Genomic DNA, 18,187 nt, shown 5'->3' with positions numbered 1-18,187 from the left:
ATTTGCTTCCACGCCTATCTTCCCAGATACACTTCGATCACGCGCTCATTCGACGAAACCTGATCGATGCTCCCCTCCGCCAGCACCGTGCCTTCGTGCAGGCAGGTGACCTTGACGCCGAGTTCGCGCACAAAGGTCATGTCGTGCTCGACGACCATAACGGTCTTTTCCTTGTTGATTTCCTTCAGAAGCTCGGCGGTCTGATGCGTCTCGACGTCGGTCATGCCCGCGACCGGCTCGTCGACCAGCAGCAGTTTTGGGTCCTGTGCCAGCAGCATGCCGATCTCCAGCCACTGCTTCTGGCCATGTGACAGGCTGCCCGCAAGACGGTTGCGCGCATCGGTCAGGCGGATGGTCTCGAGCACGCGGTCGATCCGCTCGGATTCATCCCTGCTGCCGCGCCAGAACAGCGTGCCCCTGACGCTGTGATCGACATTGAGCGCCAGCAACAGATTGTCCTCGATGGTCTGGCTCTCGAACACCGTCGGCTTCTGGAATTTGCGGCCAATGCCGAGTTCGGCGATATGGGTCTCGTCCAGCCGCGTCAGGTCGGTCATGCCATCGAACAGCACTGTTCCTTCGTCCGGCTTGGTCTTGCCGGTGATGATGTCCATCATCGTGGTCTTGCCGGCGCCGTTCGGGCCGATGATGGCGCGCATCTCGCCTGGCTCCAGGGTGAGCGACAGATTGTTGATGGCGTGAAAGCCGTCGAACGAGACATGCACGCCGTCGAGGTAGAGCAGCGCCGAAGTGGTCCTTCCCTCCATGACACTCATGCGCTCACTCCGCCGGCTTCGGTTCGCCGACGCCGTCTTCGAGCGCAGCGCTTTCGGCATTGGCTTTCTCGGCTGCCTTCCGGGACTCCCGCCAGGCGTTGAAGGTGCCGACGATCCCCTTTGGCAGCAGCAGCGTCACCAGGATGAACAGCGCGCCCAGCATGAACAGCCAGTACGGCGCCAGCGGGCCTGAGGTGAAGTAGGTTTTTGCGTAGTTGACGACGACAGCGCCAAGCGCGGCGCCCACCAGCGTGCCGCGGCCGCCGACGGCGACCCAGATCACCGCTTCGATGGAGTTGCCCGGTGCAAATTCGCTCGGATTGATGATGCCGACCTGCGGCACGTAGAGCGCGCCGGCAACGCCGGCCATGCAGGCCGACAGCGTGAACACGAACAGCTTGTAGGACTCGACGCGGTAGCCGAGGAAACGGGTGCGGGACTCGGCGTCGCGGATTGCAATCAAGACCTTGCCGAGCTTCGACGTCACGACCGCCCGGCAGATCAGGAAGGCCACGATCAGCGCCAGGCAGCTCAGCGCGAACAGAGCGGCGCGGGTGCCGTCGGCCTGCACGTTGAAGCCGAGGATGTCCTTGAAGTCGGTCAGGCCGTTATTGCCGCCAAAGCCGAAATCGTTGCGGAAGAACGCCAGCAGCAGCGCATAGGTCATGGCCTGGGTGATGATCGAGAGATAGACGCCGGTGACGCGGGAGCGGAACGCCAGCCAGCCGAAGCAGAACGCGAGCAGGCCGGGAACAAGAACGACCATCAGCGCCGCAAACCAGAACATATCAAAGCCGTGCCAGTACCAGGGCAGCGCCGGATAGTTCAGAAACACCATGAAGTCGGGCAGGATCGGATTGCCGTAGACGCCGCGGCTGCCGATCTGGCGCATCAGGTACATGCCCATGGCGTAGCCGCCGAGCGCGAAGAACGCGCCGTGGCCGAGCGAGAGAATGCCGCAATAGCCCCAGATCAGGTCGATTGAGAGCGCCAAAATGGCGTAGCAGGCGTATTTGCCGAACAGCGCGACCAGATAGGTCGGCACTTGCAGCGCCGAGCCTGCAGGCAGCAGGAGATTGGAGAGCGGGATCAGCACGCCGAGGCCGGCGACCACCACCAGGAAGACGGTGGCGCTGCGATCGAGCGAGCGCGTGAGGATATGCGGCGTCATGCTTCCACCGCCCGGCCCTTCAGCGCGAACAGGCCGCGCGGACGCTTCTGGATGAACAGGATAATCAGCACCAGGATGGCGATCTTGCCGAGCACGGCGCCGGCCACCGGCTCCAGGAACTTGTTGGCGATGCCGAGCGTGAAGGCGCCGACCAGCGTGCCCCAGAGATTGCCGACGCCGCCGAACACGACGACCATGAAGCTGTCGATGATGTAGCTCTGGCCGAGATTGGGGCTGACATTGTCGATCTGCGACAGCGCCACGCCGGCAATCCCGGCGATCCCCGAGCCGAGGCCGAAGGTCAGCGCATCGACGCGCGAGGTGGCGATGCCCATCGAAGCCGCCATGCGCCGGTTCTGCGTCACCGCGCGCATCTCGAGCCCGAGCGCGGTGTAACGCAGCATCGCGAGCAGGATGACGAACACCGCGAGCGTGAAGCAGAGGATCCAGAGCCGGTTATAGGTGATGGTGATCTGCCCGAGCTCGAACGCGCCGCTCATCCAGGAGGGATTGCCGACCTCGCGGTTGGTGGGGCCGAACGCGGTGCGCACGGCCTGCTGCAATACCAGCGACAGACCCCAGGTCGCGAGCAGCGTTTCCAGCGGACGGCCATAGAGGAAGCGGATGATGCCGCGCTCGATCGCTACGCCGACGGCGCCCGCGACGAGGAACGCCAGCGGCACCGCGATCAAGAGCGAATAATCGAACAGGCCGGGATAATTGCTGCGAATGACTTCCTGCACCACGAAGGTGGTGTAGGCGCCCAGCATCACCATCTCGCCATGGGCCATGTTGATGACGCCCATGACGCCGAAGGTAATGGCGAGGCCGATCGCGGCCAGCAACAGCACCGAGCCCAGCGACAGGCCGTACCAGGCGTTCTGCACCATCGACCACATCGCAAGATTGCTCTGGATCGAGGCGATCGCGCTGGCTGCGGCGCGCGCGACATTGGGCGGCAGGTCGTTGCCCAAGCCCGTCAGCAGCGCCATCGCCTCCTGATCGCCGCGCGCCTTGACGACGGCAACCGCCTCGAGCTTCTCGACCTCGGTCGCGTCAGACTTGTAAAGCAGGATGGCGGCGCGGGCTTCCGCGAAGGCGGCCTTGACGGACTTGTTGGTCTCTTTCGCCAGGGCGCCGTCGATTACGGGCAGCGCGCTCTCCTCATGGCTCTTGAACACCGATTGCGCCGCCGCAATCCGCTTGGCCGGATCGGGTGACAGCAGCGTTAGCCCACCGAGCGCGGCCTCGACGGCGCGGCGCAAGCGGTTGTTGAGGCGCACGGCAGCCGCATTGTCCGGCAGCTTGTCTACGGCAGCGCCGGTCGCGGCATCGATGACCTTGCCGTCGGTCTGCGTGATGAAAACCTTCTTGGTATCCGGATCGGCGGACAGCCTTCCGTCCTGCAGCGCACTGATGATTGGGAAAGCCAGCGCATTGCCCGAGGTCGCGACCGCTCCGATCGCCTCATCGGTATCGGAAAAATCGTCGTTGGCGAACTTGGCGACCGCGTCATCGAACGGGCCCGCCAGCGCCGGCGCCGCAAAGGCTGCAGCCAAAAGGATCGCGAGCAAAAGCGCGCGAAGGCGATCAAGGAACTTGGCAGACACAATACGACCCCGGCAGGAGTATGGGGAGAAGGCGGCGGCAGCGCCGCCTTCTCCCATCGTTCTCTTCGAAGAACTCTTGGAAGTTCTTTATTGCAACTCAGGCGATCCTGATTCTGTCGGATCAGATCGGGGTCATGATCCTGTCGGATCAGACCGGGATCATGATCCAATCGGATCAGATCGGGATCAGGAGCCCTGACCGCCGCACTTGTTGGTCTTGGTGTTGTAGTTGCCGCACTTCTTGCCAACCCAGTCGCCGATCAGGTCCTTGGAGCCCTCGAGCTCCTTCGACCAGGCGTCGCCAGCGACAAGGCCCGGGGTCTTCCACACCACGTCGAACTGGCCGTTGGCTTTGATTTCGCCGATGAACACCGGCTTGGTGATGTGATGGTTAGGCAGCATCTTGGAGGTGCCGCCGGTCAGGTTCTTGGCTTCGATGCCGGGCAGCGCGTCGATCACCTTATCCGGATCGGTCGACTTCACCTTCTCGACCGCCTTGACCCACATGTCGAAGCCGATGACGTGCGCTTCCATCGGATCGTTGGTCACGCGCTTCGGATTCTTGGTGTAGGCCTGCCAGGCCTTGATGAACTTCTCGTTCTCGGGCGACTTGATCGACTGGAAGTAGTTCCAGGCGGCGAGATGGCCGAGCAGCGGCTTGGTGTCGATGCCGGCGAGTTCTTCTTCACCGACCGAGAACGCGACCACCGGAATGTCGGTCGCTTTGATGCCCTGGTTGCCGAGCTCCTTGTAGAAGGGAACGTTGGCGTCGCCGTTGATGGTGGAGACCACGGCGGTCTTCTTGCCGGCGGAGCCGAACTTCTTGATGTCGGCCACGATGGTCTGCCAGTCACTATGACCAAACGGCGTGTAGTTGATCATGATGTCTTCCTGCTTGACGCCCTTCGACTTCAAGTAGGCTTCGAGGATCTTGTTGGTGGTGCGCGGATAGACGTAGTCGGTGCCGGCCAGCACCCAGCGCTTCACCTTCTCGTCCTTCATCAAATAGTCGACGGCGGGAATCGCCTGCTGGTTCGGCGCAGCACCGGTGTAGAACACGTTGCGCTCGCTCTCCTCGCCCTCGTATTGCACGGGGTAGAACAGGATCGAGTTCAGTTCCTTGAATACCGGGAGCACGGACTTGCGCGACACCGAGGTCCAGCAGCCGAACACGACCGAAACCTTGTCCTTGGTGATCAGCTCGCGCGCCTTTTCGGCAAACAGCGGCCAGTTCGAGGCGGGGTCGACGACGACAGGCTCAAGCTTTTTGCCGAGCACGCCGCCCTTCTTGTTCTGCTCCTCGATCAGGAAGAGAATGGTGTCCTTCAGCGTGGTTTCGCTGATGGCCATGGTGCCGGAAAGAGAATGCAGGACGCCGATCTTGATGGTCTCCTGCGCCTTGGCGTTCGAGAACGCAGCCAGACCCAAAACCAGGCCGGCAGTGGCCGCTAGCCAGCGGCGGCGGCTCAGCGTCGCTATATCGTGAGTCAATTTTGTAAGCATGAAATGTCATCTCCCTGACGCAGGCGTTGAACGCTGCGAACGGCCCCACGGCCGCCTGCGTTTAAGGGAATCGCAAGAACCATGCCATCGCTCGATGGCCGGATAAACTCCTATAATCGCTTGGAAATTCCGGCTATGCGAAAACCGCCGGCGAGAAATCTGCCTACTTATTAGACAGCGCAAATGTATGCTTTGGCGGCAAACCATCTACTTTTTGTGCAAATGCCGCAATTTGGCTAAATTTCTTGCATGAATTTTGATCGTTTGGGCTGGCCGCGCGGCACGGCGCGATCTGGCCGATCGGTTTCTTTTAACCGAGCTGGCGAGGCGCGCCGAATTTACCTTGAAAGCGGCGCACAGGTGCTCCATATGACTGTCGTGACCTAGAGAATCATCAGGTCCCTGCGAGCCGCGTGTTCTGATCCCGTTTTGCGGTTTCTGGCTTGCCCCCTTCAGCTAGCAAAACCGACGCCCCAAACACGCGGGTGTCTCTGACACACTCGCGCGCTCCTGGCTGACATCGCCGGGCGCCTGCCTTTTTTAATGGAAAGAACCACCCTTTTGACCTCCTTTCAGGATTTCGGCCTTGCCGATCCCATCTCGCGTGCGCTCAAGGAAGAAAATTACCACACGCCCACGCCCATCCAGGCCCAGACCATTCCCATCGCATTGACCGGCCGTGACGTCGTCGGCATCGCTCAGACCGGCACCGGCAAGACCGCGGCGTTTGCGCTGCCGATCCTGCACCGGATCCTGGAGAACCGCATCCGGCCACAGCCGAAGAGCTGCCGCGTGCTGGTGCTTTCGCCGACCCGCGAGCTGTCAGGCCAGATCCTCGACAGCTTCAACGCCTATGGCCGCCACATCCGCCTGACCTCGGCGCTGGCGATCGGCGGCGTGCCGATGGGCCGCCAGGTCCGCTCGGTCATGCAGGGTGTCGAAGTAATGGTGGCGACCCCCGGCCGTCTGCTCGATCTCGTCCAGAGCAACGGGCTGAAGCTGAACCAGGTCGAGTTCCTGGTGCTCGACGAAGCCGACCGTATGCTCGACATGGGCTTCATCAACGACATCCGCAAAGTCGTCGCGAAACTCCCGATCAAGCGGCAAACGCTGTTCTTCTCGGCCACCATGCCGAAGGATATCGCGGAACTCGCCGAATCCATGCTGCGCGACCCCGCGCGGGTGGCGGTGACGCCGGTGGCCTCGACGGCCGAGCGGATCACCCAGCGCATCATCCAGGTCGATTTCGCGGCCAAGCCGGCGGTGCTGGCGCAGCTTTTGAAGCAGGAACCGGTCGACCGCGCGCTGGTCTTCACCCGCACCAAGCACGGCGCCGACAAGGTGGTGAAGGTGCTGGCCAAGGCCGGTATCGAAGCCAATGCCATTCACGGCAACAAGTCGCAGAACCACCGGGAACGCGTGCTGGCGGCGTTCCGCTCCGGCGAGATCCGCACGTTGGTCGCCACCGACATTGCCGCCCGCGGCATCGATGTCGACGGCATCAGCCATGTCGTGAATTTCGACCTGCCCAATGTTCCCGAAACCTACGTCCACCGCATCGGCCGCACCGCGCGCGCCGGCGCCGAGGGCGTGGCGATCTCGCTGATCGCGGGCGCCGAGGAAATGGGCTATCTGCGCGACATCGAGCGGCTGATTCGCATCGCGCTGCCGCGGGAAGACCGCAGGACGCCGGGCCACCGTGATGCGGCGCCGGCCCCCGCCCAGCACCGGGGCGGACGGCCTGGAACACGCGTCCATGCTAGCCGTTCCCATGAACCGGCCCCAAGCGCAAAAGGCCCTCGCCGACGCCGCCGCGGTGGTGGTAATAATGCGCAGCAGCCGAACAGGCATGAAGCGCCGCGTCCGGCCCAGCAGGCCGGCAAGAGTCAGGCCGGCCAAAGCGAAGGCATTCAAGGCGTCGCCTTCTTGCATCGCGAGAGCCGTCCGAATAATCAACCGAACCGTAACCACCGACCGCAGCGCTAGCCTCGATCGACCTGGAGACCACCATGGCTAAAGAAGAGCTGATCCAGTTCGAAGGACTGGTGACCGAAATTCTCCCCGACGCGCGCTATCGCGTGCAGCTCGATGCCGGACACGAGATTGTTGCCTATACCGCAGGCAAGATGAAGAAGAACCGGATCAAGACGCTGGCAGGCGATCGCGTGACGATCGAGATGTCGCCGTATGATCTGGAGAAGGGTCGCCTGATCTTCCGACACAAGGACGAGCGTCCGTCGACATCGGGCGCCCCGCGTGGTGCGCCGCCGCGCGGCGGCCAGTTCCGCCGCCGGTAAACAGATCGTAAACGCCCTCGAAATCGCGCCCGACGCGACTGCGTCGCGCGCGAGCGAGGGCGGCTGGCCGCCCCGAATCAAAAAATCGCACGTCAGGATTGTTTTGAACCCTACTATCGAATAATATTAGGTATCGATTTTCGGCCGGACGACATTAGCTATCCACCGGTACAGCCGGTTTAGACGCTGACGACCCTTCCAAAAATTCGATCTCACCAGCCCATCGAAAGGTGGGCTACGACTTGTCTATCTGAGAAGGGACTACCCCCGTGAGCATGGGAACCGTGAAGTGGTTTAACGCTACCAAGGGCTATGGCTTCATCCAGCCGGATGACGGCGGCAATGACGTGTTCGTGCACATCAGCGCTGTCGAGCGTGCCGGCCTCGGAACGTTGCGTGAAGGCCAGAAGATCTCCTACGAAATCGTGGCAGATCGCCGCTCTGGCAAATCTTCGGCCGACAATCTGCGCGCCGCCGGATAAGCGATTTTCGGGCGCACGCGACAGCGTCCCGAAGACCGCTCCTGAATAAATCAAAAGGCCGCGCCAATGGCGCGGCCTTTTTCTTTGCGATCCTTTTCGATGCAGCCATCCGATCGGGCGCAGCCGCCTCACGTCTTGGTGCAGTCCGAGGTCTTGTACATCACGCAAAGTCCCTGGCGCGGACGGGTGAGGCTGTAGTCTTTCAGCTCCATGCCGTCCTGCTTATTGATGAACCAGGCGACGCTCGGGATGTAGTTATAGCTGACCTCGCTTAGGATCAGGTAGGTGCCGGGGATCCGGAGCGCCTCCGGGATGTCGATGATGTCTCCTGCCTTATGCGGTTCGATACCCTCGCTCCACTGCACCCGCGCCTTCTTGGTATCGGGATCGAAGTACAGCTCCGTGATCTTCCCCTTCACCTCCGCCGACGAATAGGGAGTCATGATCGCCTTGCTGGCTTTGAAGAAGTTGGTCAATTGCGTATCGCTCACCGTGGTGTTTCTGGGACGTCAGGTCCGATAGCGTGCGCGCCATCAGCGTCACCTTGCGTTTGATGGCGAAGCCGGCCGAGAACTCGTAGGTACCAATGAACAGCGCTGCCATGAGCGGGATGATCATCGCGAACTCGACGGCTGCAAGACCGCTGTTGTCGCCAAGCAGTTCGAACGCCCGGCGGCGCATGCGAAGCCAGATTGTGCTCATCGGTTCATCGCCTTTGGTCCTAGTAAGGTTCGTTCTGGAATGCGGCGGTCGCCGTCAACAGCCGCTTGCTACCGTCGATATTCGAGATATCGAAGCCGAGGCTGGTGACGAACAGCGGCCATTTGTAGAACAGCCGCACCATGACGATGTCGCCGGGGCCGCCGGGGAGATAATTGTTCGGAGGAACGAATTTTTTCTTCCCGTCTTTCGGGTCGGTGACGATCGGGGCGGAGACGTCGACGATGTCAAACGCGGGGTAATTTTGCACGTCGATCGAGATTCCGTTCTCGCAATCGAACATCACGACGAGCTTGGCGCAAACGGCGTCCTTGAACTGGCTCTGGGTGAATTTCGCATTTTGTGCCTGGCCGGTCATGATCAGACGCGCCGAGTCCTGCGTCACGGTCTCGAGAATCTGGCTGGCAAAGAATACCAGCGCCAGCTCGATGATCGCGAACAGAACGGCAAAGAATATCGGTCCAACCAGCGCAAACTCGACGGCGGCCGAGCCCCTTCGGTTGTGACGAAACCGGCGCAGGATATTTTTCTTGGGAACCATGGAAGGCGGCATCGAAGAGACCTCAGAGCGCGAGGGAATTGCCGCAAAAACCTATCCGAAACTGATTGTTGAATTGTTTCGGCCGTTCCGGACAGAACGACCCGCGCCATTAACCGAATCTTGACCGTGCCGGGAGACCGGCGCCGAGAGCCCGGTTCTGATTCAATCAGAACCGGTAGGCTCTAGCGCAAACGGCTCAGTCCGCCTTGCCGCCGGCCGCCGCGCCAGCGGCCTGGCTGGAGAGCGAGCCGGCCTGATCGATGGCGGTCTTGAAGTAGCCGACGCCGTCGCCAAGGGTGATGCGGCGCTGGCAGACCGGCATGCAGCTATAGGATTCCCGTTCGACGCCGCGGTAGACGGTGACGAGCTGATCGGTCGGGCCTTCGACCTGGATCTGGCGGTCCACCAGTACTTCGCCATTGCGGTCCATTGCGATGAAATTGGTCGCGCCGTAGCCCTTGCCTGTAACGACCACGATGCCGCCGCTCTGCAGCGTAACGTCCGCAATCAGCGGGTTTCCGACCACGATGGTGGAGACCTTGGCAGGAAGCTTCACGAGCTTTGCCTGGTCGACATAAACGGCGATTCGGTCTGGATCGGGCGAGGCCAGACCGACGGCCGGCCACAGCAGGATTCCTGCAGCGAGGGAACGCAATCCAAAACGCGCGCGTGCGCGAATACGCGGAAACTTGAACGACATACTTTACCCCGGGGCATCAACAAGCCGGCGATGGGCCATACCCAGCGGAACCGGCGCCCGACAAGGTGAATCTGACGACAATTCATGAACAAACGGCAAATAGGCCCCGCCATGCGGCAAGAAATCCGACGCCGGCCTATTTGCGGAATGGATAAGCCAGTTGCCCAATGATTTCACGCGGGAACGAGGACTGATCGTCCACGCCGTACTGCTCCGGCAGGCGATCCGATGGCATTCGGAAGGTCCCAAACAGCAGGTCCCAGAGTGGAAAGGTGCCGGCAAAATTGGTGTCCCCGCCCTCCTCGCGGGAGGTGTGGTGCCAGCGGTGAAACACCGGCGTCGCCACGACATATTTGAACGGGCCGAGCGTCCAGTTGAGGTTGGCGTGGACGAACGCCGAGTGGAAGATGTTGAACGGGCCGAGCCACAGCATCACGCCCGGCGAAATGCCGGCCATCAGCAACACGACGTCGACCCCGATGGTACCCAACAGCAGGTTGATGGGGTGAAAGCGCGCCGCCGAGATCCAGTCCACATCTTCCGACGAATGGTGGATGGCGTGGTATTTCCAGAACCCGCCGCCGTGAAACATGCGGTGCAGCCAGTACATCATGAAATCGGCTGCGACCAGGAACAGGATCGTCTGCAGCCACAATGGCAGCCTCGACAACGGACCGTGGCCGTTGTCGTAGAAGGCGATCAGTTCGTCGGCGTCGTGAATTCCAACCAGCAAAGCAGCGCCGAGCACCAATAGTCCGATGCGGAATACCCGCGCAAACAGCGGCACCAGGAACCAGTAGCAGATGTCGGTCACGAGTTCGCGCTTGCGCCACCAGGGCCTGCCGGGATTGCAGGCCCAGAAATGCGCCAGCAGCGAGAACACCAACGCCAGCGCGACCGTGACCGGCACCACCTTGGCCATGGTCTGGCCCAGCATCTCCAGGACTTCGATCGGCAGGTTGGACATGTCGGCTGCTTGCGGTCTGATCGGCGACCGTCAACCGCCGCTCGGGTGCATTCAACTGGTTCCCCGTAGCAGAATCCCCGGCCGCCCGCCAGTTCACGTGCCCCTCAAAGCATCCAGGCGGACGTCGCGACAGCCATCGGGCAGCGCTCAATTGGCGGTACGAACGTGCAGCACGGCGTTCTCGTCGGAATACACGCGCTTCCAGCCACTGACTTGATCGAGCAGCCCAACGGCCGGCGTCGACGGCTTCAACAGCACGGCATCGATTTCCCAGGTCTTTAGAATATCGAGGAAGTGGTTGGCGTCCTTGAGCGTCAGCGCGCGGTAATAGGCCATTTCGAAGGCTTCGCCGTAGAGTTCGGCGCGCCCGTCGATGAACACGGGAATCTGGCGCCAGATCAGGTATCCGCCGAACGGAAGGTCGTTGAGAACCCGCTTGGGATTATGCGCCTGCAAGGCATCGACGGCCGCGGCGGGCGATTGCCCTTCGGGTGGCGCAATCCTCGCATTGGCCGCAAACACCCATGTCAAGCCGCCGAGCAAGACGGCCAGCATCGCCACGGAGGGCGCACTTGTCCGGACGAGCCGGGCCGGCTGCAGCGCGAATTGCGACGCCACCGGCGCGAGCAACACGATCGGCAGCAGCAGCGCAAAGATCTCGAGGTTCCTGATATGCGACAGCGCCATGTGCAGGAGGCCCAGCGCCAGCGCGATCCGCGGCGGCGACAGCTTTACGCCGCTGTAAAGTCCGCCCCCGATCAGGGCAAGCATCGACAACTCGAACGGACCGAGACTGCTGAAGTCCGCCGGCCTCCATTCATTGATGAGATGCAGCAACTCCCCCAAATCGAGAATCTTGAATGAAGCGAGGATCGAACCCCATCCGTACGGCGTAACGCAGCATGCGGCCACGGCTCCCACCCCGAACGCGATCCAGCGCACAGTCAATGGCTCTCGTTGCGAAGGCTTCGCGTTCCATACGGCATCAAACGCGAATGCTCCGATCAAGACGAGGCCAAAGATGAATCCGCCGTGCAGGTTCGCCCAAAGCAAAATCAGCGGCAGCAACCAAACCAAAATGACGGCGGCTCCCGGCGCTCGCTTGCCGACATCAGGCCGTACGACCACGCAACCATGACCGGCAGCGCGAGTACGTGAGGGCGCGCAAAAAAATGTGGCCATGAAAGCACCATTGCCGCCAGCGCGATCAGGATCGCGTAGGTCGACGGAATGCGGCAACCCAGGACATAGGTGAGAAGCGCAAACGTTGCGGCGATCGAAATTGCCGCAAGTACGACTGGTCCGCTCCAGCCGGCCAGATGATAGCTCGCAGCGTACAGAACCTGCGCGAACCAGGACGATGACGTCCATGGCTCGCCAATTCGCGTGAAGGAATACAGGTCGACGCGCGGCAACGCGGCATGCTCGAGGATCGATCGACCCACGACGATTTGCCAATAGGTGTCTGAGTCGCGCAGCAGCGTGCTTCCGACGATCAGGAGAAGCGCATACACGCCGGCGCCAAGCCAGAGCCAGGCGGGGATCCTGCCAAGGCTCGAGGCTTTCTCCTGGGAGATCATTCCGACGTTTGCGGTCATGTCGTCACGCTCGTGCCCGGACGCTATTTTTCGTCATCGTTCGGCCGGTGAGTTTCGATGACTTTCGGAGGCCGGCTGGACATGGCGCCTCTGATCGGAGAACTCGTGTGTAACCCCTCGCGCTTAAAGAGCCGTGAATTCGGGCGCCCCGCTCCGGCAGGCGGAGACCATAGACCGCATGCGCGGCAATCTCGAATCTTACGCAACTGCTTAGTGCCAAATTTACTCTGCTTCGGAACCGTCCGGTTCCTCGGGCTTTTCGGCAATCGAATTAACCGCCTCGCAATTCTCGGGGCCCTAGGGTCATGCCATGGTCGCGGTGCTGAGAACGCCGGTGAGACCAACGTTAGTTTGACCAGCCACGTGTACATGGAGCTTATCTGATGAAGAATCTCGTTTCGCGTTTCTTGAAGGACGAATCCGGCGCGACCGCTATCGAATACGGCCTGATTGCGGCGGGTATTGCTATCGCGATCATCACCGCCGTTAACGGCGTCGGCAGCGGTCTGAACACCAAGTTCCAAGCGGTATCCACCGAGCTTGCCAAGCCGTAAGCGTCACCGCCGAAGCACAGCAAAGGCCTCGGGTATTCCGGGGCCTTTGTAGTTTTCGCCTGAGATAAGTTTCGTAAGACAGTGCGCAAATCCGCTTTCACATTCGTGGCCGCAAGAACGCGCTTCGCCGGTGACGGGGACGACGCGTCCGTGAGAGCGGTCTGTCTTGCACTGACGCTGGCGCTTCTTACGCTTTCGTGTCGAATTGCAAGCGTCTGGTGATGAGCGAAGCCGTTTTCTGCTTGTTCATCTCTCGTGTGTAGTCTCGACGCTTCGACGTCGCGATTAGCAGCACGGGCTTCGTAAATCCATGATCCTCGACATAGCACGACTCCTGCTCTTTCCCGCACTGATGGCGTTCGCAGCCGCGAGCGACCTCTTCACCATGACGATTTCGAACCGATTGTCGCTGGCGCTTATCGCGGGCTTCCTGGCTCTTGCATTGCTGGGCGGCATGGCCCTGCATGACATGTTCATGCACATCGGCGCCGGCGCAGCCGTCCTGGCGGTGGCCTTTGCCTGCTTCGCGATGGGCTGGGTTGGCGGCGGCGACGCCAAGGTCGCAGCCAGCGTGGCGCTCTGGTTCGGCTTCGAGCACCTCCTCAACTACCTGGTCTACGCCTCACTGTTCGGCGGGGCTCTGACGTTGTTGCTGCTCCAGTTCCGGCGGTGGCCGCTGCCTTATCCGCTTGCGGCGCAAGCCTGGCTGAACCGGCTGCACGACAAGCAGAGCGGAATCCCCTACGGCATCGCGCTCGCGCTTGGCGCGCTGATGGTCTATCCGGAGACCGAATGGATCAAGGCGATCGACCTGACCCACCTCGCCATGCGTTGATCCAGCACCGCTAACTTTCCGTTAAGGCAATTTACACACGCCTCATTAACCATGCTTTGACGAATAGCTGGTCAACTCCCATCACGGCGGCGGAAGCGTCGCGGCGTAATGTGGAAAGTGAAGCGTATGAATAAGCCACGCATTGTGGTCTTGACCATCGCCATCGGCGCTGGCGGCGTTGCCGCATATCTCGCCAGCGGGTCCGGCGACAGGCCTGCCCCGGCCCAGCCGGTCGCGCAGCTTCAGACCGTCGATATTCTCGTCGCGAAATCGGATATCGGCCTCGGCAAGTCGGTCAAGCCCGACGATCTGCAATGGCAGACCTGGCCGGCCACGTCGGCCAGCAGTAACTTCATCAGCCGCGCCAGCAAGGCCGACGCCGTCAAGGAGATCACCGGCTCGATCGCGCGCGCGCCGTTCATCGCGGGCGAGCCGATTCGCGAGCAGAAGCTGGTGAAAGCCGACGGCTCCGGCTTCATGGCGGCGATCCTGCCCGCGGGCTACCGGGCCATTTCCACCGAGATTTCGCCGGAAACCGGCGCCGGCGGCTTCATCCTGCCGAACGACCGCGTCGACGTAATTCTTACCAAGCGCGACAAGAACCCGGACAGCAAGGGCCCGGATATCTCCAGCTCGGAGATCATCCTGACCAACGTTCGCGTTCTCGCGATCGACCAGGCGCCGAAGGAGAAAGAAGGCGCCAGCTCGCTGGTCGGCAGGACGGTCACCCTCGAACTGAAGCCCGAGCAGGCCGAGACGCTGGCGCGATCGCGCCAGAGCGGCACGCTGACGCTGGCGCTGCGCAGCATTGCCGACGTCAACGCAGTCGAGAAGCCGGACGAACAATTCAACAAGCGTGGCGAAAGCCTCAACGTCATTCGTTATGGCGTTGCCAGCCAGCAGACGATGCAGAAGTGACCGAAAGGACGCACGATATGAAGTGCAGGGAAATTCAGCCGATGATGCGAACGTTCATCGTCCGCGCCCTGTCGTTTTCGGCCGTGACTGCTCTCACGCTCAATCCGGCGCTGACGCCGGTGATGGCGAGCGACTATCGCGTCGCGCCGGTGGCCGCCGACGGGCAGATGAACGCCCGCTTCGTTTCGCTCGGGATCGGCAAGTCTTTCGTGATCGACCTGCCGCGCGAGATCAAGGACGTGCTGGTTGCGGATCCGAAGGTCGCCAACGCCGTGGTGCGTTCGACCCAGCGCGCCTATATCATCGGCGCCGCGGTCGGCCAGACCAATATCGTTTTTTTCGATTCCACCGGTGCGCAGATCGCGGCCTATGACATCGCGGTCAAGCGCGACCTCAACGGCGTGCGCGCGGCGCTGAAGCAGTCGCTGCCGAATTCGGACATCCTGATCGAAGGCGTCGGTGACGGCGTGGTGCTGAGCGGCACCGCGGCAACCCCGATCGAGGCGCAGCAGGCCGCCGAAATCGCCGCCCGCCTGGTGGGCGGCACTGAAAAGGTCGTCAATTCGATCGCAGTTCGCGGCCGTGACCAGGTGATGTTGAAGGTCACGCTCGCTGAAGTCCAGCGCTCGGTCATCAAGCAGCTCGGCATTGATCTCAGCGCCAGCATGTCCTACGGCACATCCGTTGTTAGGTTCACCAACAACAACCCGTTCACCGCAAACAGTGCGCCGCTCGTCGCCAACAACGCCCTTACCGGGAGTTTCGGCTCGACGCCATCCGTGCAGGCGACGCTGCGCGCGATGGAAAGCGCCGGTGTCGTGCGAACCATTGCCGAACCTAACCTCACGGCCATTTCCGGCGAGTCCGCAACCTTTATCTCCGGCGGCGAATTTCCAATTCCGACCGGCGTGACCTGCCAAACCACAGTGGGTGGTGCCGTCGGACAATGCGTCCAGACAGTCAGCTTCAAGAAATTCGGCATCTCTCTCAACTTTACGCCGGTCGTGCTGACCGAGGGACGGATCAGCCTTCGGGTGATGACCGAGGTGTCGGAAGTCTCGACCGAAAACGCTCTGACCGGCGGTGCCGGTGGAACGACCATTCCCTCGATCAAGACCCGCCGCGCCGAGACGACACTGGAAATTCCGTCCGGCGGCGCGATGGCGATGGCCGGCCTGATCCAGGAACAGACCAAGCAGGCGATCAACGGTCTGCCGGGGCTGGCGCAACTGCCGGTTCTCGGCACGCTGTTCCGCAGCCGCGACTTCGTCAACAACCAGAGCGAACTGATGGTTCTGGTCACGCCTTATGTGGTGCGCGCGGTGGCACAGAAGGATCTGTCGCGCCCCGACGACGGCTTTGCCAGCGCGTCGGATCCGCAGGCCGACCTCCTCGGCAGCATCAATCGCATCTACGGCGTTCCGGGCCGCGTCGAAAAGGCACGGAATTATCGCGGCACCTACGGCTTTATTACGGACTGAGGCGGGACGATGACACCGAAGACGAAATCCACGAAGCCCGCCGATCCAAAGCGCACGCTTGGCCTGGCAGGAGCGCTGATCGGACTTTCCGTGGCGCTCAGCGCCTGCAAGCACACCACCGATGTCGTGACGACGGCGGCCGTGCCTGACGACTATCGCCAGCGCCATCCGATCGCGGTCCAGGAAGCCGACCGCTCGATCGTCGTTTTCGTCGGCCGCGGACGCGGCGGCCTTTCCGCCTCGCAGCGCGCCGACGTCATGGACCTGGCCCAAACCTGGCTTCGCGAAGGTACCGGCGCTATCAGCGTCGACGTGCCCGTCAATACCCCGAACGCACGGGCGGCCGAGGATTCATTGCGCGAGATCCAGGCAACCTTCGCCGCCGCCGGCGTGCCGCCGCGCGCGATCAATGTCCGCCAGTATCGCCCCGAAGACCCCAGGCACATGGCCGCGATCCGCCTCAACTATCCAAAGATTTCGGCGGTGGCCGGCCCATGCGGGCTGTGGCCGGAGGATCTCGGACCGTCGATCCACAACAAGGGCTATTTCGACAACAAGCAGTATTACAATTTCGGCTGCTCCAATCAGCGCAATCTGGCGGCGATGGTCGACAACCCGTCCGACCTCGTGCAGCCGCGTCCCGAAACCCCAGCCTATACGCCGCGCCGTGGCATGGCCCTCGAGAAATATCGCAAGGGCACTTCCACCGCGACAACCTATCCCGAGAGCGACAAGGCCAAACTCAGCGATACCGGCAAATGATCAGTTACGCGCGCCAGAGTACAGAACCGCAGCCTGACGGCACCGCGCCGTCAACGGACGATCATATCGCGCCAGCGCCGCGGGTGTCGGTGCAGGCTTTCTGCGAGACGCTGGAAACCGCGGCTGCCGTGCAGTCGGCGGGCGAAGACCGCCGCCTCGGCAAGGCTCATCTCAAGATCCAGATGGGCGGCATGGCCGCTGCCATCGAGGCCTACCGCTCGGCGCCGACGCCGAACGTGATCATCCTGGAGACCGAAGGCCGCAACGATATCCTTGTCGGCCTCGACCAGCTCGCCACCGTGTGCGACGCCGGAACACGCGTGATTGTGATCGGGCGCATCAACGACGTCATGCTCTATCGCGAACTGGTCCGCCGTGGCGTCAGCGACTACGTCATCGCGCCGGTCAGCGCCATCGACGTCGTGCGCTCGGTCTGCAACCTGTTCTCCTCGCCGGAAGCCAAGGCCGTCGGCCGCATCATCGCCGTCGTCGGCGCCAAGGGCGGCGTCGGTGCGTCGACCGTCGCCCACAACGTCGCCTGGGCGATCGCGCGCGACCTGTCGCTGGATTCCGTGGTCGCCGATCTCGACCTCGCTTTCGGCACCGCAGGCCTCGACTACAACCAGGACCCGCCGCAGGGTATCGCGGATGCGGTGTTCTCGCCTGACCGGGTCGATACCGCGTTCCTCGATCGCCTGCTGTCGAAATGCACCGACCATCTCAGCCTGCTGGCGGCGCCGGCCACGCTGGACCGGGTCTACGATTTCGGCGCGGAAGCCTTCGATTCGATCTTCGATACGCTTCGTACCACGATGCCCTGCATCGTGCTCGACGTTCCCCATCAATGGTCGGGATGGACCAAGCGCGCTTTGATCGCGGCCGACGACATCCTGATCGTCGCCGCGCCCGATCTCGCCAACCTGCGCAACACCAAGAATATCTTCGACCTTCTCAAGGCATCGCGGCCGAACGATCGTGCGCCGCTCTACTGCCTCAATCAGGTCGGTATCCCGAAGCGGCCGGAGATCCCCGCCGCCGAGTTCGCCAAGGCGATCGAAAACCACCCGATCGCCACGATCCCGTTCGAGCCACAAATCTTCGGCTCGGCCGCCAACAACGGCCAGATGATTGCGGAAATATCCGCAACGCATCGCACCACCGAGATGTTCCTGCAGATTGCGCAACGGCTCACCGGCCGCGGCGAGACCAAGAAGCCGAAGAGTTCGTTGCTGTCGCCTTTGATCGAAAAGTTACGGGCCAAGAAGTAGACAG

19 protein-coding genes are annotated in these 18,187 nt (G+C 62.0%); 9 read left to right on the top strand and 10 right to left on the bottom strand.

Annotated elements, in window-relative coordinates:
- Nucleotides 1-14: 14 nt before the first annotated feature.
- The 4 genes from urtD to urtA all read right to left on the bottom strand — a co-directional run bounded on the left by urtD (nucleotide 15) and on the right by urtA (nucleotide 5,060).
- Nucleotides 15-776 (bottom strand): urea ABC transporter ATP-binding protein UrtD, encoded by a 762-nt coding sequence (gene urtD, locus V1278_RS06610; protein ID WP_334365190.1) that lies wholly within the window; start codon nucleotides 774-776, stop codon nucleotides 15-17.
- 4 nt (nucleotides 777-780) lie between these two features.
- Nucleotides 781-1,947, bottom strand: coding sequence for an urea ABC transporter permease subunit UrtC (gene urtC / locus V1278_RS06605; RefSeq protein ID WP_334365191.1), 1,167 nt, complete (start codon nucleotides 1,945-1,947; stop codon nucleotides 781-783).
- A complete protein-coding gene (gene urtB / locus V1278_RS06600; protein WP_442893680.1) occupies nucleotides 1,944-3,614 on the bottom strand; it encodes an urea ABC transporter permease subunit UrtB in 1,671 nt (556 codons plus the stop codon). The genes urtC and urtB overlap by 4 nt, the downstream gene beginning before the upstream one ends.
- A gap of 129 nt (nucleotides 3,615-3,743) precedes the next feature.
- On the bottom strand, nucleotides 3,744-5,060 hold the full coding sequence (urtA, locus tag V1278_RS06595; protein WP_334380083.1) for an urea ABC transporter substrate-binding protein: 1,317 nt from the start codon (nucleotides 5,058-5,060) through the stop codon (nucleotides 3,744-3,746).
- Between the two features lie 543 nt (nucleotides 5,061-5,603).
- Between urtA and V1278_RS06590 the strand changes: the two genes are divergently transcribed.
- The 3 genes from V1278_RS06590 (at nucleotide 5,604) to V1278_RS06580 (ending at nucleotide 7,839) form a co-directional block, all read left to right on the top strand.
- A complete protein-coding gene (locus tag V1278_RS06590; protein WP_334380082.1) occupies nucleotides 5,604-7,046 on the top strand; it encodes a DEAD/DEAH box helicase in 1,443 nt (480 codons plus the stop codon).
- 23 nt (nucleotides 7,047-7,069) lie between these two features.
- Nucleotides 7,070-7,357: a translation initiation factor IF-1 gene (gene infA / locus V1278_RS06585; protein ID WP_334365196.1), complete on the top strand. Its 288-nt coding sequence runs from the start codon at nucleotides 7,070-7,072 to the stop codon at nucleotides 7,355-7,357.
- A 269-nt stretch (nucleotides 7,358-7,626) separates the two neighbouring features.
- On the top strand, nucleotides 7,627-7,839 hold the full coding sequence (locus V1278_RS06580; RefSeq protein WP_002714433.1) for a cold-shock protein: 213 nt from the start codon (nucleotides 7,627-7,629) through the stop codon (nucleotides 7,837-7,839).
- A gap of 128 nt (nucleotides 7,840-7,967) precedes the next feature.
- Here V1278_RS06580 and V1278_RS06575 read toward each other — a convergent pair whose 3' ends face one another.
- The 6 genes from V1278_RS06575 to V1278_RS06550 form a co-directional block, all read right to left on the bottom strand.
- Nucleotides 7,968-8,330 carry a hypothetical protein gene (locus tag V1278_RS06575; RefSeq protein WP_334384335.1) on the bottom strand — a complete coding sequence of 121 codons (363 nt, stop codon included), beginning with the start codon at nucleotides 8,328-8,330 and terminating at the stop codon, nucleotides 7,968-7,970.
- 230 nt (nucleotides 8,331-8,560) lie between these two features.
- Complete coding sequence (locus V1278_RS06570; protein WP_334365198.1) at nucleotides 8,561-9,100, bottom strand: TadE/TadG family type IV pilus assembly protein; 540 nt, start codon at nucleotides 9,098-9,100, stop codon at nucleotides 8,561-8,563.
- 196 nt (nucleotides 9,101-9,296) lie between these two features.
- The gene (locus tag V1278_RS06565; protein WP_334365201.1) at nucleotides 9,297-9,800 is read right to left on the bottom strand and encodes a pilus assembly protein N-terminal domain-containing protein; all 504 of its coding nucleotides are present in this window, start codon (nucleotides 9,798-9,800) and stop codon (nucleotides 9,297-9,299) included.
- A gap of 136 nt (nucleotides 9,801-9,936) precedes the next feature.
- Nucleotides 9,937-10,767, bottom strand: a complete 831-nt coding sequence (locus V1278_RS06560) for a sterol desaturase family protein (RefSeq protein WP_334365202.1) — start codon at nucleotides 10,765-10,767, stop codon at nucleotides 9,937-9,939.
- A 147-nt stretch (nucleotides 10,768-10,914) separates the two neighbouring features.
- The gene (locus tag V1278_RS06555) at nucleotides 10,915-11,715 is read right to left on the bottom strand and encodes a hypothetical protein (protein WP_334380081.1); all 801 of its coding nucleotides are present in this window, start codon (nucleotides 11,713-11,715) and stop codon (nucleotides 10,915-10,917) included.
- A 107-nt stretch (nucleotides 11,716-11,822) separates the two neighbouring features.
- On the bottom strand, nucleotides 11,823-12,365 hold the full coding sequence (locus tag V1278_RS06550) for a hypothetical protein (protein WP_334380080.1): 543 nt from the start codon (nucleotides 12,363-12,365) through the stop codon (nucleotides 11,823-11,825).
- 383 nt (nucleotides 12,366-12,748) lie between these two features.
- On the opposite strand from V1278_RS06550, the gene V1278_RS06545 reads away from it, so the two are divergent.
- The 6 genes from V1278_RS06545 (at nucleotide 12,749) to V1278_RS06520 (ending at nucleotide 18,183) form a co-directional block, all read left to right on the top strand.
- The gene (locus V1278_RS06545) at nucleotides 12,749-12,919 is read left to right on the top strand and encodes a Flp family type IVb pilin (protein WP_334380079.1); all 171 of its coding nucleotides are present in this window, start codon (nucleotides 12,749-12,751) and stop codon (nucleotides 12,917-12,919) included.
- A 310-nt stretch (nucleotides 12,920-13,229) separates the two neighbouring features.
- Complete coding sequence (locus V1278_RS06540; protein ID WP_334380078.1) at nucleotides 13,230-13,754, top strand: A24 family peptidase; 525 nt, start codon at nucleotides 13,230-13,232, stop codon at nucleotides 13,752-13,754.
- Nucleotides 13,755-13,880: 126 nt separating this feature from the next.
- Nucleotides 13,881-14,672 (top strand): Flp pilus assembly protein CpaB, encoded by a 792-nt coding sequence (gene cpaB / locus V1278_RS06535; RefSeq protein ID WP_334365206.1) that lies wholly within the window; start codon nucleotides 13,881-13,883, stop codon nucleotides 14,670-14,672.
- A gap of 17 nt (nucleotides 14,673-14,689) precedes the next feature.
- Nucleotides 14,690-16,153, top strand: coding sequence for a type II and III secretion system protein family protein (locus V1278_RS06530; RefSeq protein ID WP_334369043.1), 1,464 nt, complete (start codon nucleotides 14,690-14,692; stop codon nucleotides 16,151-16,153).
- Nucleotides 16,154-16,162: 9 nt separating this feature from the next.
- Nucleotides 16,163-16,915, top strand: coding sequence for a CpaD family pilus assembly protein (locus V1278_RS06525; RefSeq protein ID WP_334365207.1), 753 nt, complete (start codon nucleotides 16,163-16,165; stop codon nucleotides 16,913-16,915).
- Nucleotides 16,912-18,183: an AAA family ATPase gene (locus tag V1278_RS06520; RefSeq protein ID WP_334365208.1), complete on the top strand. Its 1,272-nt coding sequence runs from the start codon at nucleotides 16,912-16,914 to the stop codon at nucleotides 18,181-18,183. Before V1278_RS06525 ends, V1278_RS06520 begins: the two co-directional genes overlap by 4 nt.
- Nucleotides 18,184-18,187 lie beyond the last annotated feature (4 nt).

Source organism: Bradyrhizobium sp. AZCC 1577, assembly GCF_036924575.1.
Taxonomy (GTDB): domain Bacteria; phylum Pseudomonadota; class Alphaproteobacteria; order Rhizobiales; family Xanthobacteraceae; genus Bradyrhizobium.
Note: the sequence above shows the minus strand (reverse complement) of the source record. Positions and strands in the feature narration are given on the sequence as shown.

Bases quoted from the DNA above. Each gene is read 5' to 3' on its own strand.
- urtB (WP_442893680.1), bottom strand. From the start codon at position 3,614: ATGGGAGAAGGCGGCGCTGCCGCCGCCTTCTCCCCATACTCCTGCCGG.
- infA (WP_334365196.1), top strand. From the start codon at position 7,070: ATGGCTAAAGAAGAGCTGATCCAGTTCGAAGGACTGGTGACCGAAATT.
- V1278_RS06550 (WP_334380080.1), bottom strand. From the start codon at position 12,365: ATGACCGCAAACGTCGGAATGATCTCCCAGGAGAAAGCCTCGAGCCTT.
- V1278_RS06530 (WP_334369043.1), top strand. From the start codon at position 14,690: ATGAAGTGCAGGGAAATTCAGCCGATGATGCGAACGTTCATCGTCCGC.
- V1278_RS06520 (WP_334365208.1), top strand. From the start codon at position 16,912: ATGATCAGTTACGCGCGCCAGAGTACAGAACCGCAGCCTGACGGCACC.
- cpaB (WP_334365206.1), top strand. From the start codon at position 13,881: ATGAATAAGCCACGCATTGTGGTCTTGACCATCGCCATCGGCGCTGGC.
- V1278_RS06570 (WP_334365198.1), bottom strand. From the start codon at position 9,100: ATGGTTCCCAAGAAAAATATCCTGCGCCGGTTTCGTCACAACCGAAGG.
- V1278_RS06560 (WP_334365202.1), bottom strand. From the start codon at position 10,767: ATGTCCAACCTGCCGATCGAAGTCCTGGAGATGCTGGGCCAGACCATG.
- urtD (WP_334365190.1), bottom strand. From the start codon at position 776: ATGAGTGTCATGGAGGGAAGGACCACTTCGGCGCTGCTCTACCTCGAC.
- V1278_RS06545 (WP_334380079.1), top strand. From the start codon at position 12,749: ATGAAGAATCTCGTTTCGCGTTTCTTGAAGGACGAATCCGGCGCGACC.
- urtC (WP_334365191.1), bottom strand. From the start codon at position 1,947: ATGACGCCGCATATCCTCACGCGCTCGCTCGATCGCAGCGCCACCGTC.
- urtA (WP_334380083.1), bottom strand. From the start codon at position 5,060: ATGCTTACAAAATTGACTCACGATATAGCGACGCTGAGCCGCCGCCGC.
- V1278_RS06590 (WP_334380082.1), top strand. From the start codon at position 5,604: ATGGAAAGAACCACCCTTTTGACCTCCTTTCAGGATTTCGGCCTTGCC.
- V1278_RS06525 (WP_334365207.1), top strand. From the start codon at position 16,163: ATGACACCGAAGACGAAATCCACGAAGCCCGCCGATCCAAAGCGCACG.
- V1278_RS06565 (WP_334365201.1), bottom strand. From the start codon at position 9,800: ATGTCGTTCAAGTTTCCGCGTATTCGCGCACGCGCGCGTTTTGGATTG.
- V1278_RS06540 (WP_334380078.1), top strand. From the start codon at position 13,230: ATGATCCTCGACATAGCACGACTCCTGCTCTTTCCCGCACTGATGGCG.